This is a genomic window from Arthrobacter sp. Y3224198 (assembly GCF_059090025.1).
Genome location: NZ_JBNHFG010000026.1, coordinates 20834 through 36488 on the forward strand (window position 1 = coordinate 20834; position 15655 = coordinate 36488).

Genomic DNA, 15655 nt, shown 5'->3' on the forward strand with positions numbered 1-15655 from the left:
CGGCTAGCCTAGAGCAGTGAGCTTGAGATTCTATGACACGGCAACAGCGCAGGTCCGGGACTTCGTTCCCCTGGTGGAGGGAAAGGCCAGCCTCTACTACTGCGGTGCCACCGTGCAGGGACTGCCGCACGTAGGGCACATCCGTTCCGCCATCGCCTTCGACCAGCTCACCCGCTGGCTTCGCCACCGCGGCCTGGCCGTCACCGTGGTGCGCAATGTGACGGATATTGACGACAAGATCCTGGCCAAGGCCGCCGATTCCGTCGGCGCGGACCCCGCCCCCGGCGTCGTCCCGGACGAACCGTGGTGGGCGCTGGCCTACCGCTTCGAACAGGAGTTCGCCCGGGCCTATGACACCCTCGGCGTGCAGCGGCCCACCTACGAACCCCGTGCCACCGGCCACATCCCGGAAATGCACGCCCTGATCGCCACGCTGATCGAGCGCGGCCATGCCTATCCGGCGCTGGATGACTCCGGCGACGTGTACTTCGACGTCCGTTCCTGGCAGAAATACGGCTCCCTGACGCGGCAGAACATTGATGACATGCAGGCAGCGCCCGACGCCGGCCCGCGCGGCAAGCGCGATCCGCGGGACTTCGCGCTGTGGAAGGGCCATAAGGAGGGCGAGCCGGACACGGCCGCCTGGGACAGTCCGTGGGGCCGCGGCCGGCCCGGCTGGCACCTGGAATGCTCCGCGATGGTCACCAAGTACCTCGGCACCGAGTTCGACATCCACGGCGGCGGGCTGGACCTGCGGTTCCCGCACCACGAAAACGAGATGGCGCAGTCACAGGCAGCCGGCCACGGTTTCGCGAATTTCTGGATGCACAACGGCATGGTCACCTTCGAAGGCGAGAAGATGTCCAAGTCCATCGGAAATACCATCAGCCCGTCCGAAATGCTCCAGCAGGCCAGCCCCCGGGTGGTCCGCTACTACCTCGGCCAGGCCCACTACCGGTCCGTACTGGATTACCGGCCCACCTCCCTGCAGGAAGCCGCGTCGGCCGTGGAGCGTATCGATACGTTCATCGGCAAGGCCCGCGCCAAGGTCTACGGGACCGGGGACCACGGATTTGTCTTGGATACCCACCGCTCCATGCCGTCGGGTTTCGCCGACGCCATGGATGATGACCTGAACGTACCGCAGGCGCTGGCAGTGCTGCACGAAACCGTCCGGGCGGGCAATACCGCCCTTGCGGAGGGGGACACGGACCGGGTGCGGGACGCGCTGCACGCCGTCCTGTCCATGACCTCCGTCCTGGGACTGGATGACGCTGCGGACCCCGCCGCCGCGGCCGGACCGGCCGATGCTGCGCTGGATGCCCTGGTGCAGGCCCGGCTGGCTGAACGCCGCCAGGCGCGGGCCGAGAAGGACTGGGCGCGGGCGGACGCGATCCGTGATTCGCTGGCCGCCGTCGGCATCACCGTGGAGGACACCGCGGACGGCGCATCATGGAGCTTTGCCTAGCCGGCGGGACAGTGTCCGCCAACCCGGCCGCGGACTGCGTAAACTGGAAGGGAATGCTTTCTTCTAGTAAAGGTGTAACCGATGGCCAACAATGGACGTCCCGGCGCAATGCGCAAAGCCAAGAAGGGCCCCAGCGGCGGTACCGGCGGGCTCGGCCGCAAGGCACTCGAGGGCAAGGGCCCCACACCCAAGGCTGAAGACCGCCCGTACCACAAGGCGTTCAAGAACAAGCAGCTGGCGGAACGCTCTGCCGCCAAGCGCGGCGATGCCCGGGCCGGCGGCCGCAGCGGCACCAACGTCCGCGGCAAGGTGGCCGAAGAGGTTGTCACCGGCCGTAACTCCGTGGTGGAGGCCCTGCGCGCCGGGATTCCGGCGAAGGCCCTGCATGTTGCCGTGCGCATTGACATGGATGACCGGGTCCGCGAGTCGCTGAAGATGGCCGCCGAGCGCGGCCTGCCGGTGATGGAAACGCACAAGCCCGAGCTGGACCGCATGACCAACGAGGCCGTGCACCAGGGCCTCGTCCTGCAGATCCCGCCGTACGAATACGCCGATCCCACCGACCTCGCCTCCGAAACCATCGAGGCCTGGAAGAAGGGGCACATCCGCAACGCCCCGCTCTTCGTGGCTTTGGACGGCATCACCGATCCGCGCAATCTGGGCGCCATCATCCGGTCCGCGTCGGCCTTCAGCGCACACGGCGTCATCGTGCCCGAACGGCGTGCCGTGGGCGTGACTGCCTCCGCCTGGAAGACCAGCGCCGGCGCCGCCGTGCGGGTTCCGGTTGCCCGGGCCGGAAACCTTAACAACACGCTGAAGACGTTCAAGAAGATGGGCATCTTTGTCCTGGGACTGGACGGCGACGGCGATGTTTCACTGCCGTCGATCGTGCTGGCCAAGGAACCCATCTGCATTGTGGTTGGATCCGAAGGCAAGGGACTGTCCCGCCTGGTGCGCGAGAACTGCGACCAGATTGTCTCCATCCCGATCGATTCGGCCATGGAATCGCTGAACGCGTCGATGGCCGTAGGCATCACCCTGTACGAGATTTCCCGGCAGCGCTCCTCCTAATCCCGGCCGGGGCCGCTGGCAGCGAAGGGCAGCATGGCACACGTGATTACCGGTACCACCGCAGGCAGCGGGTCGAAGCGGGACTCGCGGCCCTTTCCCCTCGGCCTCAGGCACACCGTTCCCGGTGTGCCTGAGGTGCCCGGTGCCGTCAACGTGTCCGTTTACGCGCCCGGCCTGTCCGCCGTCGACGTTTATTACGAGGCCGCCCCCGGGCTCTGGACGGCGGCGCCGCTGTCGGACACCGTCCTGGGCATCCACCACGGCCGGGTATTCGGGCTGCGGCATGGCAGCCGGTACGGCTTCTGGCCGCGGGGACGCGAGCTCCCCGCAGAGCCGGGACGGTTCCAACTGCTGCTGGACCCCTACGGCCGGGGCATAGAGGAAAGCCCCGGACCGGACACTCTCTATTTCTCCGTGTACACCGGCGGCGGCTTCGACTGGGGCAACTCCCGCAGGCCGCACACGCCCTGGCGGGACACCGTCATCTATGAGGCCCACGTCCGGGGCCAGACCATGCTGCATCCCGGGATCCCCGAGGAACTCCGCGGCACGTACGCGGGGATGGGGCATCCGGTGATGATCCGGTACCTCCAGGACCTGGGCATCACCGCGGTGGAACTGCTGCCGGTGCATTTCCACGCCGACGAGATCCATCTGCAGGAACTCGGCCTCACCAACTACTGGGGCTACAACACCCTGGGCTTTTTCGCTCCACACGCCGGCTATGCCACCAAGGCTTCCCGCGACGCCGGGGCCAAGGCGGTGCAGGACGAGGTCAAGGGGATGGTCAAGGCCCTGCACGAAGCCGGCATCGAGGTCCTGCTGGATGTGGTCTACAACCATACGGCCGAGGGCAGGGCGGAACGGCCGGCGCTGAGCTGGCGCGGACTGGGCGATGACACCTATTACCGGCACGGACCCGACGGCGGCTACTGGGACACCACCGGGTGCGGCAACACCTTGGACTTCAGTGAACCGCGTGTGGTCCAGCTGGCCCTGGACTCGCTGCGCTACTGGGTCCAGGAATACCAGGTGGACGGCTTCCGGTTCGATCTGGCGCCCACACTCTGCCGCGACGCCGAGGGCCGGTTCACGCCCGGTCACCCCTTCCTGGTGGCGGCGGCAGCGGACGCCGTCCTGCAGGACGTCAAGCTCATCTCGGAACCCTGGGACGTGGGACCTGACGGCTGGCAGACCGGCCGCTTCCCTCAGGGCTGGGCCGACTGGAATGACCACTTCCGCGACACCGCCCGGGACTTCTGGCTCCGTGACCAGGCGGCGATCGCCGCCGGCGGGGAAGGCGGCTCACTGGGCCGGATCGCTTCGGCGCTGGCCGGGTCGGCGGACCTGTTTGCCGGTTCGGGCCGCACGTCACTGGCCTCGATCAACTTCATCACGGCCCATGACGGTTTCACCCTGGCCGACCTGACCATGTTCGAGCGCAAACACAACGAGGACAACGGCGAGGAAAACCGGGATGGCACCGGTGAGAACCGCAGCTACAACCACGGCCTCGAGGGTCCCACGGATGACGAGCGGATCAACGCCGCCCGTGAGCTGACCTCCCGGAACCTCATGGCCACGCTGACTATGTCGCTGGGCGTCCCCATGCTGACGGCGGGGGATGAAACGGGGCGCACCCAGCGCGGCAACAACAACGCCTACTGCCAGGACAACGAAATCTCCTGGGTGCACTGGGACCTGGACGACGCCGGCCGCCGGATGCTTTCCGCCACCCGCACCCTGTTGCGGCTGCGGCGTGAGTACCTGGCCGGCCAGCCGTACCGCTTCCCGGCCGATCCGCGCCGGTCCTTCCTGCTCTGGTTCGACCAGGACGGAAAGCCCATGACGCCGGAACAATGGAGCGATCCGCGCAGCAGGCTGGTGCAGGTCCTCATCGGCTCGGGCGACGGGTCGATGAACGGGCTGATCGTCCTGAACGGCGGCCTGTCCGACGTCGTGGTCCGGCTGCCGGGAGCGCAGGACATCCGTGACGCCCGGGAACAGCGGCATGACGGCTCGAATGAACCGGCCCCAGCCTCCGCTCCCGGCTACGAACTGGTATTTTCCACGGCCTCCGGCACACGCAGCGGTTCAACCCATGCAGCGGGCGAGACCGGCACAATTCCGGCCAATTCGGTCACTCTTTTCCGCGCCTAGCCCCACCCAATCCCGACCACCTTCCCGCCGGAGCCGACAGGACCGCCGTGAGGACATGCCCGCCCACTGTACCGGGCAGGATACGGAGCACCGGACGTTCCGGGTTAGGCGGCTTTAATAATCCTGCGAGTTCTGCGAGCAGGATTTTCGTTGCCGCCGTTCGGGAACGCCCGGCGCGGGAACGCCCGTACCAGCGGAGCAGCAGAAGGGAAAAGATCAGCCCGCGTTCGCCACGAGCCCCAGCTCGGCCTTGGACGCCAGCCCGGAGTGCGTCGGGAGCACGCGGACGGTGTAGCCGAACGGTCCGGCCTGCTCAATCCGGATGGTTCCCTTGAACAGGTGCCGTCCCGAGCCCAGATCCTCCTCCGGTGTCAGCTCCAGCAGACGGTGGTTGCTGATGCGGTCGGTTTCCGTGACCACGCCGTACGCCGCCTCCACGCTTACATCCTGGGGACGCAGGGATCCGAGGGAAATGTAGGCCAGCACGGTGAGGCTGTCGCCGATCTGCGGGTTTTCGCTGACGCCCACCGAATCCACATGCTCCACCTGCACAGTGGACCAGCCGTCCCGCACGCGGGAGATCCACAGGGCCAGGTCCTTGGCTGCGGCATACCCGTCCGCCGTCATGGCCCGGCCGGACGAGCTGGCCGGCCGGTACAGGCGGTTCACGTAGTCCTTGAGCATGCGTGAGGCGGAAACATTGGGCCCCAGATCGGCAAGGGTGTGCTTGACCATTTCCAGCCACTCGTGGGGCAGTGACCCCGCCGGCGGCTCGCTGGGGCCGGCCGCGCCGGCATCGGCGGGCGGCTCGGTGCCGTAGAACAGGGGTGTCACCGAGTTCTCCAGCAGGTCATACAGGGCCGCGGCCTCGAGGTCGTCGCGCTGGTCCGGGCTGTAGACCTCCCGGGTGCGGGTGCCCTTGCTCGGGTTGGCGGACGGAATGGCCCAGCCGTTGTTGCCGTCGTACATTTCATCCCACCAGCCGTCAAGGATGGAGAGGTTCAGGCCGCCGTTGATGGCGGACTTCATGCCGGAAGTGCCGGAGGCTTCCAACGGCCGCAGCGGATTGTTCAGCCAGACGTCGCAGCCGGGGAACAGCGTCCGGGCCATGGCAATGTCGTAGTTGGGCAGGAACACAATCCGGTGCCGTACGGCCGGGTCGTCCGTGAACCGGACCAGGTCCTGGATCATCTTCTTTCCCTGCTCATCCGCCGGGTGTGATTTCCCTGCCACCACCACCTGGATGGGCCGGGTGGGATGCAGGAGCAGTGCCTTGAGCCGGTCGGGGTCACGCAGCATCAGGGTCAGGCGCTTGTACGTGGGCACGCGCCGGGCAAAGCCGATGGTCAGCACATCCGGGTCCAGGACGTGGTCGGTCCAGGCCAGCTCGGCGTCCGAGGCATCCCGCTTGCGCCAGGCATTCTTCACCCGGCGCCGGACGTCCTGCACCAGGTTGCTGCGCAGCTTCCGCCGCAGGTCCCACAGGTCCTTGTCGTCAATTTCGTAAGCCCGGCCCCAGTCACGGTCATGGACCGTGGCGACGCCGAACTTCTCACTGGCCAGTGCGGTCACCTCCGGATCCACCCAGCTGGGCACATGGACGCCGTTGGTGACTGAGGTGATCGGCACCTCGGTGGCGTCGAAGCCGGGCCACAGGCCGGCGAACATTTCCCGCGACACTTCGCCGTGCAGCTTCGCCACGCCGTTGGCACGCTGGGCCAGGCGCAGGCCCATCACGGCCATGTTGAACTTTTCCGGATCGCCGCCGTCGTAGTTTTCGGCGCCCAGGGCCAGGATCTTGTCCGTAGGTACGGACTGGGCCAGTCCGGCGTTGAAGAAGTGCCGGATCTGCTGCTGCTCAAACCGGTCGATGCCGGCGGGGACCGGTGTGTGCGTGGTGAAGACGGTGGAAGCACGCGCAACGGTCAGTGCCTCCTCCCAGGTCATGCCCCGGTCCATGAGTTCACGGATCCGTTCCACGCCTTGGAATCCGGCGTGGCCCTCGTTGCTGTGGAAGACCTCCGCCTCGGGCGCCCCGGTCAGCCGCTGGTAGACACGCAGCGCCTTGGCACCGCCCATGCCCAGCAGCAGTTCCTGCTGCAGCCGGTGGTCCCCGCCGCCGCCGTAGAGCCGGTCGGTGATGCCGCGGGCAGCATCGTCATTCCCGATCACGTCGGAGTCCAGCAGCAGCAGCGGGACGCGTCCGACGTCGGCACGCCAGATCTGCGCCGAGAGCTGGCGGTTGTCCGGCAGCGGGAGGGTGATTTTCGCCGGGGTGTCGTCCTCTTCCCGGAGCAGCGTCAGCGGCAGCCCGTTGGGGTCCAGCACCGGATAGGTTTCCAACTGCCAGCCGTCGCGGGAGAGCGCCTGCTTGAAGTAGCCGGCCTTGTACAGCAGCCCGACGGCTACCAGGGGAACGCCCAGGTCCGAGGCTGCCTTCAGATGGTCGCCGGCAAGGATACCCAGCCCCCCGGAGTACTGCGGGAGGACTGCGCTGATGCCGTATTCGGGGGAGAAGTAGGCAATGGACTGCGGGGCGTCCTCACCCAGGCCCTGGTACCAGCGGGGTTCGTTGAGGTATTTGTCCAGGTCCTTGCCGAGGTCCTGGATCACCGAGACAAGATGATCGTCCTGTGCGATCCGTTCCAGTTTGTCGCGGCTCACGGTTCCCAGCAGCTTCACGGGATCGCCGCCGCTGGTTCGCCACGCCTCGGGGTCGATGCTCTCGAACAGCCGGAGGGTGGGCTGGTGCCAGGACCAGCGCAGGTTCCAGGCAAGTCGGCCCAGGGGTTCAATGCTGGGCGGGAGGACAGTGCGGACAGTAAATCTGCGGATAGCCTTCACCCGGGCTACGGTAGCGCACTTAACGCGGGCGGAAACCGAAATGACGGACAAATGCGGGGGAAATGCGTACCCGCCTTGAAAAGGCGGCCGAACCCCGCCCCACCTGCGGCGATACTTGGAAAAAGTACGTTGCCTTAGCATTCTGCTCAAATTCTCGCTAACGTCTAGTCTGTGACCACATCCAGCGCATTGACACCAGAAGACCTTCCGCCCAAGGACCTCCGGTTCGGCCGGATTCCGATCACCAATGTGTCCCCCGTGGTTGAGTACGGCCGCTTTCCGGCCAAGGCCATTCCCGGCGAGGACCTGGTAATCGGTGCCACCGTGTTCCGCGAAGGCCACGACCTGGTGGGTGCCAGCGCCGTGCTTTATGACCCCGAGGGCAACGTCGTCCAGCGCCACCGGATGCACCCGGTAGGCCTGGGGCTGGACCGGTGGGAAGGCATGCTGCGCCCCGAGGGCACCGGACGCTGGAGTTTCGCCGTCGAGGGCTGGGCCGACCTGTATGCCACCTGGCACCACAACGCCGAGGTGAAGATCGCCGCCGGCGTCGACGTCGAACTGATGCTGACCGAAGGCCATCAACTGCTGGCCGCGGCCGCGGCGGCACGCACCGGCAAGGACGCTGACGTGCTGGCCGCTGCAGCCGACGCGCTCGCAGATACCGGGCTTCCGGTGGAGGAACGCCTCGCTGCTGCCGGCACCGATGCCGTCACCGCGGTACTGGAAGCGGATCCCATCCGCGACCTGGTGACCAGTTCGGACCGTTTCCCCGTCCTGGTGGAACGCCAGCTGGCCGGACGCGGTGCCTGGTACGAGTTCTTCCCGCGCTCCGAAGGGGCGGTCTTTGACCCATCCACCCGCGAATGGACCTCCGGAACCTTCCGTACTGCAGCCCAAAGCCTGCAGCGCGTGGCGGACATGAAGTTCGACGTGATCTATCTGCCCCCGATCCACCCGATCGGCACCAGCCACCGCAAGGGACCGAACAACACCCTCGTGGCCGGACCGCAGGATCCCGGCTCGCCATGGGCCATCGGCGGCCCCGAGGGCGGGCACGACGCCATCCACCCTGACCTGGGCACCTTCGAGGATTTTGATGCCTTTGTGGATTCGGCCCGGCAGTTGGGACTGGAAGTGGCCCTTGACCTGGCCCTGCAGGCCTCGCCGGACCATCCCTGGGTGCAGAGCAACCCGGAATGGTTCACCACACGCGTGGACGGTTCCATTGCCTATGCCGAGAACCCGCCGAAGAAGTACCAGGATATTTATCCGCTGAACTTCGACAACGATTACGAGGGACTCTCGCAGGAGGTCCTGAGGATTGTGCGCCTGTGGATCAGCCACGGTGTCCGGATTTTCCGGGTGGACAACCCGCACACCAAACCGCTGAGGTTCTGGGAATGGCTGATCGCCACGGTTAATGAGGAATATCCCGACGTGATTTTCCTGGCCGAGGCCTTTACCCGGCCGCCCATGATGCATGCCCTGGCGAAGGCCGGCTTCCAGCAGTCCTACAGCTACTTCACCTGGCGCAACACCCGCAAGGAGATCGAGGACTACTTCACCGAGGTCTCCCACGACTCGGCCGCCTTCTTCCGGCCCAACTTCTTTGTCAACACGCCGGACATCCTCACCGAGTTCCTGCAGTACGGCGGTCCCGGGGCCTTCAAGATCCGGGCAGTGCTGGCCTCCACCGGAAGTCCGCTGTGGGGTGTCTATGCCGGTTACGAGCTCTTTGAGCACGTGGCCCGGCCCGGTGCAGAGGAATACATCGACAACGAGAAGTTCGAGTACAAGCAGCGCGACTTCGCCGCAGCCGAGGCCGAGGGGCGCAGCCTTGCTCCCTACATCACCCGGCTCAACGAGATCCGGCGCACCCACCCGGCCCTCGGCGAGCTGGAGAACCTTACGGTCCATTCCAGCACCGACGAGGCAACCGTGGTCTTCTCCAAGCACAAGCAGGTCAGTCCCACGGATCCGGCCAGCAGCGACACCCTAATCATCGTGGTGAACGTGGACCCCCACAGCGCCCGTGAATCCACGGTCAGCCTCGACCTCGACGCCCTTCACCTGAATCCGCAGGATTTCAATGAAGACGGAACCTTCTGGGTCGATGACCTGATCAGCGGCCAGAGCTGGCGGTGGGGAGCCCACAATTACGTCCGGCTTGACGCCCATTTTGAACCCGCGCACATCCTGTCAGTTCGGAGGAACTCCTAGTGCCCAACCCGTTTCAACTGCACGCACCCGGCCTGACCAATGATCCGCATTGGTACCGCAAAGCCGTTTTTTATGAGGTACTCGTCCGCGGTTTCGCGGACGCAAACGGGGATGGATCAGGCGATTTCGGCGGCCTGATCGAGAAACTGGACTACCTGCAGTGGCTGGGCATCGACTGCCTGTGGCTGCCGCCGTTCTTCAAGTCGCCCCTGCGCGACGGCGGCTACGACATTTCCGACTACTACGACGTGCTCGACGAATTCGGCACGATCAGCGACTTCAAGCGGCTGGTGGCCGAAGCGCATGCCCGCGGCCTGCGCGTGATCATCGACCTGCCGCTGAACCACACCTCGGACAAGCACCCCTGGTTCGAGGAGTCCCGCAATGATCCCGACGGACCCTACGGCGACTTCTACGTCTGGTCGGACACCGACGAGAAGTATGAAGATGCCCGGATCATCTTCGTGGACACCGAGGAATCGAACTGGACCTTTGACCCGGTTCGCCGGCAGTTCTTCTGGCACCGGTTCTTCAGCCACCAGCCGGACCTGAACTTCGAAAACCCCAAGGTGGTGGAGGCGATCTTCGACGTCGTCCGCTTCTGGCTGGACCAGGGCATTGACGGCTTCCGGGCCGACGCCATCCCGTACCTGTTCGAAGAAGACGGGACGAACTGCGAAAACCTGCCCGCGACGCACCGGTTCCTCAAGGACCTGCGCACCATGGTCGACGAGAACTACCCGGGCCGGGTGATCATTGCCGAAGCCAACCAGATGCCGCACGAGGTGGTGGAGTACTTCGGCGACGAAACCGGCGACGAATGCCACATGTGCTTCCACTTCCCGATCATGCCGCGCCTGTTCTACGCGCTGCGGGACCAGAAAGCCGCACCCATCATCCAGACCATGGAGGAAACCCCGGACATCCCGCCGGGCGCGCAGTGGGGAACGTTCCTGCGCAACCATGACGAGCTGACCCTGGAGATGGTCACCAACGAAGAGCGCCAGGCGATGCTCGGCTGGTATGCCCCCGACTCACGGATGCGCGCCAATATCGGCATCCGACGCCGGCTGGCGCCGCTGCTGGACAACTCGCGCTCCGAAATCGAGCTCATCCACGCCATGCTGCTTGCCCTGCCGGGCAGCCCGTTCCTGTATTACGGGGACGAACTGGGGATGGGTGACAACATCTGGCTGGAGGACCGCGACTCCTCTCGCACGCCCATGCAGTGGAACCCGGACCGCAACGCCGGGTTCTCCACAGCCGATCCGGGCAAGCTGTACCTGCCCGTGGTGCAGTCGCTGGTCTACCACTACAACCACGTCAATGTGGAGGCGCAGCTGGCCAGCTCCAGCTCGCTGCTGCACTGGATCCGGCAGATGATCATGGTCCGCCGTTCACACCCGGCCTTCGGCCTGGGTTCCTACCGCAACGTGCCCACCGACGCCGAGGCCGCCCTGGCCTTTGTGCGTGAACTCCCCGACAACAACCCGGAAGGGGAAGTGGGGGAGACCATGCTGTGCATCTTTAACCTTTCCCAGCACCCCATTTCCGCATCCATGAAGCTTCCCGAATTCGCCAACCGCGGCCTGCGGGACGCATTCGGCGGAACGCTGTTCCCCACCATCGGGGAGGACGGCGGCCTGACCCTGACGCTGGGCAGCCATGACTTCTTCTGGCTGCGCCTGCGGTCGGTGAAATCGGACATGTCTTCGCCGCAGACCGAAGCTATTCCACTGATTCCCATCTCGGAGGCCACACGGAAATGACCCAGCTGACCCCGTCCCTGCCCGAACTCCTGACTTCCTGGCTGCCCGGCCAGCGATGGTTCCCGGCCAAGGGACGGGATGTGCTGCTGGAAAGGGTCGGCGGCATCCGGCTCGAGGATCCGGCCGGCGAGGTGGGCATGGAAGTGCACCTGATCGCCGTCGTTTCCGGAGACCGCCGGGACGTGATCAGCGTCCCGGTGAGCTGCCGGCCCGCGCCTGCCCCGGAGCTGGAGGGGGCCCTGCTGGGCCGGGCCCACCACGAGGAGCTGGGGGAACGGTGGTTGTATGACGCCACCGCCGACCCGGTGTTCGTGACGTCCTGGCTGGAGCTGATGCGGTCGCAGGCCTCCTCCCTGGACGGCCGCACGCACGGGTCGGCGCTGGCGGGCTTCGAAAACTGGGAACCGTTCGGGGAGCCGTTGCCCACCAAGGTGCTCAAGGGGGAACAATCCAACACCTCCGTGATTGTGCAGGCACCGGAAGCGCCCTTGATTGTGAAGTTCTACCGGGTGGTTGCTGCCGGTGTCAGCCCCGACGTTGAAGTAAGTGCCCGCCTGACCGAGGTTGGCTCCGTGGATGTCCCCGCCACTTACGGCTGGGTGACGGGTACGTGGAAGGACCTTTCCGATGTTTCCGGGGAGACGCTGCTGACCGGGCACCTGTCCGTGCTGCGTGAGTTCTTCCCCGGGAGCGAGGACGCCTGGCGGACGGCGTCGTCGGCCGCCCTGGCCAACCGCGACTTTACCGCCGAGGCCGAAGAACTCGGCGCCGCCACCGGACGCATCCACCAGCAGCTGGCCCTCGCGTTCGGAAGCAGGCCGCCCACGGCCGCGGAGCGCGGGGAGTTCCTGGCATCGCTGACGGAGCGGATCCGCTGGGAATGGGCGGAAGCAGGTGAAACGGTAGGCGACTTCGGCCCCGCCGTGGAGTACCTGCTGAAGCAGGTCAATGACCTTCAGGCCCTGCCCAACCTGCAACGCATCCATGCCGACTACCACCTGGGTCAGGTGCTGCGGGTTCCCGACCGGGGCTGGATCATCCTTGACTTTGAAGGCGAGCCGTTGCGGCCGGCCGCAGAACGCAGTGTTCCCGATGCCCCGCTGCGCGATGTGGTGGGCATGCTGCGCTCCATCGACTACGCGGCCGGCGTCGCGCTGATCGACGGAGCCGGGGACGGCGAGTCGGCCGAATCGGCCGAGCAGCGCAATGAAGCGGCCTACCGTTGGGCAGCGTCCGCTGCCGATGCCTTCCTCCGCGGTTACGAGAAGGAAACCGGCACCGCGATCAACCGCAGCGACCCCCTGTTCCTGGCCCTGTGGCTGGACAAGGCGCTGTACGAAGTTGTGTACGAGATTCGAAACCGTCCGCGCTGGATCAGCGTGCCGGCCGCGGCCGCCCGCCAGATCCTGGCCCAGGCAGACAACGCACGGCGAGCAGACGAAAGCCAGGAAGAGAGCACAGTGAACAAGCCACGCAAGCCGCGGTCCACCTCCGTAAGGGCGGAGCCCGAAGCGCCCGCCCCCACCGGCGGCTCGGCCGCAGCCGAACCGATCCAGGTATCCGAAGATGTGCTGCAGGCTGTTTCGGAAGGTCGCTACTACCAGCCGCACGCCATCCTGGGTGCGCACCTGGCCGACGACGGCACCGTCACCATCCGTACCCTGCGCCCGTTGGCCCGTGAAGTAACCGCGGTAACCCCGGAGCACCGGGTTCCGCTGAAGCACGAGTACAACGGGATCTGGGTGGGCACGCTCCCGGCGGAAACTCCGGGCGCAGTACCGGACTACCGGGTGGAAGTGACGTACGACGGCGGTGAGCCACAGCTCTTTGATGACCCTTACCGTTTCCTGCCTTCACTGGGCGACGTTGACCTGCACCTGATCGGCGAGGGCCGGCACGAGAACCTCTGGACCGTGCTCGGTGCCAACCTGCACCACTACAACTCGGTGCTCGGCGACATCCATGGCGTCAGCTTCGCGGTGTGGGCCCCCAACGCCCGGGCCGTGCGGGTCAAGGGCGACTTCAACGCCTGGAACGGCACGATCAACGCCATGCGTTCCCTCGGCGGATCCGGGGTCTGGGAACTGTTCCTGCCCGGCGTCGAACCGGGTGCACGCTACAAGTACGAAATCCTGGGCAGCGACGGCGTCTGGCGGGAAAAGGCCGACCCCATGGCCAAGGGCACCGAAGTGCCGCCGCTGACCGGCTCGCGCGTGGTGGAGTCCACCTACACTTTCCAGGACGCGGAATGGATGGAGGCCCGGGCCGCCCGGGATCCGCACAATTCGCCGATGAGTGTCTACGAAGTGCATCTGGGGTCGTGGCGCCTTGGCCTCGACTACCGCGAGATGGCCGACCAGCTGGCCGAGTACGTGGCGTGGCAGGGCTTCACGCATGTGGAATTCATGCCCGTTGCCGAGCACCCGTTCGGCGGGTCCTGGGGATACCAGGTCACGTCCTACTTTGCCCCCACGGCGCGGTTTGGCCATCCGGACGAATTCCGGTACCTCGTGGACCGGCTCCACCAGGCCGGCATCGGGGTCATCCTGGACTGGGTCCCGGCGCACTTCCCCAAGGACGAGTGGGCGCTGGCAAAGTTCGACGGCCAGACCCTGTACGAGCACGGCGATCCGTGGCGCGGGGAACACCCCGACTGGGGCACCCTGATCTTCGACTACGGCCGGCGCGAAGTGCGCAACTTCCTAGTGGCCAACGCGTTGTACTGGCTGGAAGAGTTCCACATTGACGGCCTACGCGTGGATGCCGTGGCGTCCATGCTGTACCTGGACTACTCCCGCCCCGCGGACCAGTGGCGGCCTAATGAATTCGGGGGTCGCGAAAACCTGGAGGCAATCTCCTTCCTCCAAGAGGTCAATGCCACCGCTTACAAGCGGGTGCCCGGGATCGTGATGATCGCCGAGGAATCCACCGCGTTCCCGGGGGTTACTCGCCCGACCAGCACGGGCGGACTCGGGTTCGGCCTGAAATGGAACATGGGCTGGATGCACGACACGCTCCAGTACATGGCCGAGGACCCCATCAACCGGGTCTACCACCATGCGAAGCTCACCTTCTCACTGGTTTACGCCTACACGGAGAACTTCCTGCTGCCGATCAGCCATGACGAGGTGGTCCACGGAAAGGGATCGCTGCTGCGCAAAATGCCCGGCGACCGGTGGCAGCAGCTGGCCAACCTGCGTGCGTACCTCGCCTTCCAATGGGCGCACCCCGGCAAGCAGTTGATCTTTATGGGCACCGAATTCGGCCAGGAAGCTGAATGGTCCGAGCAGTACGGCCTGGACTGGTACCTGACGGACACGCCGCAGCATAAGGGCGTCCAGCTGATGGTGAAGCAGCTCAACGAGATCTACCGCGAAACACCGGCACTGTCGGACCGTGACAACGAGCCCGCCGGCTTCCAGTGGATCAATGAAAACGACGGCGCCCACAACGTGCTGTCCTTCATCCGGTGGGACCACCAAGGCAACCCGCTGGTGTGCATCGCCAACTTTGCCGGTGCCCCGCATCAGGACTTCCGGCTGGGCATGCCCTGGGCCGGGGAGTGGGTGGAGGCATTGAACACCGATGCTGCGGAATTCGGCGGCTCCGGGGTAGGCAACATGGGAGTGGTGCACGCGGTTGAGGGCGCATGCAACGGACAGCCCTCTTCGGCCACCCTCACCGTTCCGCCGCTTGGCGTGCTCTATCTGGTGCCCAAGAAGTAGCTGAGTGGGGCGGGTGGTCCGTACCGCCGGTACGGACCACCCGCCCCACGGATCCGCCCCGGCTCCATAGGTGTCCGTACGGGGACACCACCCCGCCGAATCCGTGCTAGTCTTAATACCCGCGTTGAACGAGGGTTCAAGCAGGTTGAAGTCCCGGGAAGCATGCCTTCCCACCGGCCCGCCGGATGGACAAACGGCCGGTTTGACACTCACCGGTCAGCGAGGCTAAGATAGAAAAGTTGCTCCGGAGCGACGCAGAGCTTGATCCTCGTGGATCGCCCTGCCGGTGCCGGAAGCAGTCTGTTGTTTGAGAACTCAATAGTGTGCCAAGTTTATTGATACCAATTATTTTGATTGGTTGAATCGACCGTGCCGCCCACCCCGTGGGTTGGTCA

The 15655-nt window shown here is 65.7% G+C and carries 7 protein-coding genes; 6 read left to right on the forward strand and 1 reads right to left on the reverse strand.

Annotation, left to right across the window (positions count from 1 at the left end; genetic code table 11):
* The first annotated feature begins 16 nt into the window (after window positions 1–16).
* The 3 genes from cysS to glgX all read left to right on the forward strand — a co-directional run bounded on the left by cysS (window position 17) and on the right by glgX (window position 4699).
* Window positions 17–1468, forward strand: a complete 1452-nt coding sequence (gene cysS / locus AC5RUF_RS12935; protein ID WP_494130842.1) for a cysteine--tRNA ligase — start codon at window positions 17–19, stop codon at window positions 1466–1468.
* An 81-nt stretch (window positions 1469–1549) separates the two neighbouring features.
* Window positions 1550–2539 carry a 23S rRNA (guanosine(2251)-2'-O)-methyltransferase RlmB gene (rlmB, locus tag AC5RUF_RS12940; protein WP_493996214.1) on the forward strand — a complete coding sequence of 330 codons (990 nt, stop codon included), beginning with the start codon at window positions 1550–1552 and terminating at the stop codon, window positions 2537–2539.
* A gap of 33 nt (window positions 2540–2572) precedes the next feature.
* The gene (gene glgX / locus AC5RUF_RS12945) at window positions 2573–4699 is read left to right on the forward strand and encodes a glycogen debranching protein GlgX (protein ID WP_493996215.1); all 2127 of its coding nucleotides are present in this window, start codon (window positions 2573–2575) and stop codon (window positions 4697–4699) included.
* A 216-nt stretch (window positions 4700–4915) separates the two neighbouring features.
* Here glgX and glgP read toward each other — a convergent pair whose 3' ends face one another.
* The gene (gene glgP / locus AC5RUF_RS12950) at window positions 4916–7543 is read right to left on the reverse strand and encodes an alpha-glucan family phosphorylase (RefSeq protein WP_493996216.1); all 2628 of its coding nucleotides are present in this window, start codon (window positions 7541–7543) and stop codon (window positions 4916–4918) included.
* A gap of 171 nt (window positions 7544–7714) precedes the next feature.
* Here glgP and AC5RUF_RS12955 point away from each other — a divergent pair, with 171 nt between their 5' ends.
* The 3 genes from AC5RUF_RS12955 to glgB are packed head-to-tail and all read left to right on the forward strand — an operon-like array spanning window position 7715 to window position 15260.
* The gene (locus AC5RUF_RS12955; RefSeq protein ID WP_493996217.1) at window positions 7715–9766 is read left to right on the forward strand and encodes an alpha-1,4-glucan--maltose-1-phosphate maltosyltransferase; all 2052 of its coding nucleotides are present in this window, start codon (window positions 7715–7717) and stop codon (window positions 9764–9766) included.
* Window positions 9766–11535: a maltose alpha-D-glucosyltransferase gene (treS, locus tag AC5RUF_RS12960; protein WP_493996218.1), complete on the forward strand. Its 1770-nt coding sequence runs from the start codon at window positions 9766–9768 to the stop codon at window positions 11533–11535. Before AC5RUF_RS12955 ends, treS begins: the two co-directional genes overlap by 1 nt.
* Entirely contained in the window at window positions 11532–15260 is a 3729-nt protein-coding gene (gene glgB, locus AC5RUF_RS12965) for a 1,4-alpha-glucan branching protein GlgB (RefSeq protein ID WP_494130843.1), read from the forward strand. The genes treS and glgB overlap by 4 nt, the downstream gene beginning before the upstream one ends.
* The last annotated feature ends 395 nt before the right edge of the window (window positions 15261–15655 follow it).